This is a genomic window from Bartonella sp. AP88HLJMH, from assembly GCF_042195605.1.
GTDB lineage: Bacteria > Pseudomonadota > Alphaproteobacteria > Rhizobiales > Rhizobiaceae > Bartonella.
This window is the reverse complement of sequence record NZ_JBHIOR010000096.1, coordinates 1-949: the sequence shown is the minus strand read 5'-3', so window position 1 is coordinate 949 and position 949 is coordinate 1. Positions and strand designations below refer to the sequence as shown.

The window sequence follows — 949 nt, the reverse complement described above, 5'->3', positions numbered from 1 at the left end:
CTCTTACCAGAAAGGGTTTTGGTTAAAAAATTTGCGTAATCATCAGAATCATTCAAACCAGCAACAGAGAGAAGGCTTTGTGGATAAAACACACCAGCACTTTTTACACCCTCAAGAAACGTGTTTCTAAAATCAGGATTTGCTGAAAAAACAGGCGTAACATTCGATAAGAATGTAGCCGCTGTAGCCAACGAAAGAACTTTAACAAAAGAAAAACGAGAACGTTTTAATTCACTCGCTGCTTGTGGGGCATATAATTTTTTCATAACAAACTCTCCAATGAAAAAACTTAGAAACACCTCCAAAACATAAAAAAGACACATTTTAGCATTATTGATGTCTTTGGAATTTAGAGTAGACGATCATTGCTTAGAGTGTGAACATTTTGAGTCTTTAGTTTTGTTTGTGCTCTCTGTATTGAGATCTAAATGCTTGTATTTTTGATTATGTTTTGTGGACATAAAGATAACACATTTAGAGTCTAAGGGTTTTAGTGTGCTGTTTTTTTCTAACTAAAAAAGAGGCCTTGTATATTTAATATTACTTTTTACTTGGTAGTGATTACTATAAAATCCTTTGTACTAGGTTTTAGTATGTATTTTCCTAACTATAGACTTTATTTTTATTAGAAAGCATGGTTTTATTAATAATAAGTAAAGTAAAAAGAAATTGTAATATGTCCGGAATATATTCTTCTTTGGATAACTGGCTTTTTAGTTGGATTTTTTCTTTTTAATATATCATATAATGATATATGCGTGGTCCTGTGATGTACCTTTTATCTTTACGCACTACTTATCCCCCCTTTGAAAGTTATTTTATCAAAATGAGTCTTACTAATATACATTTTCGTATCACTATAGACTGTTCAAGAAAATAGCAACATAAAAATATAACTTTTTAGCAATATGGATTCTACTGTGATCTTTTTTCAACAAAATATAGAAAA

Annotated in this window: 1 protein-coding gene; it reads right to left on the bottom strand. The window is 30.1% G+C overall.

Annotated features, from left to right (window positions below):
- The coding region (locus ACFIMA_RS09765) for a hypothetical protein (RefSeq protein WP_375678256.1) at window positions 1–266 on the bottom strand (266 nt) is incomplete at its 3' end.
- Window positions 267–949: the final 683 nt, after the last annotated feature.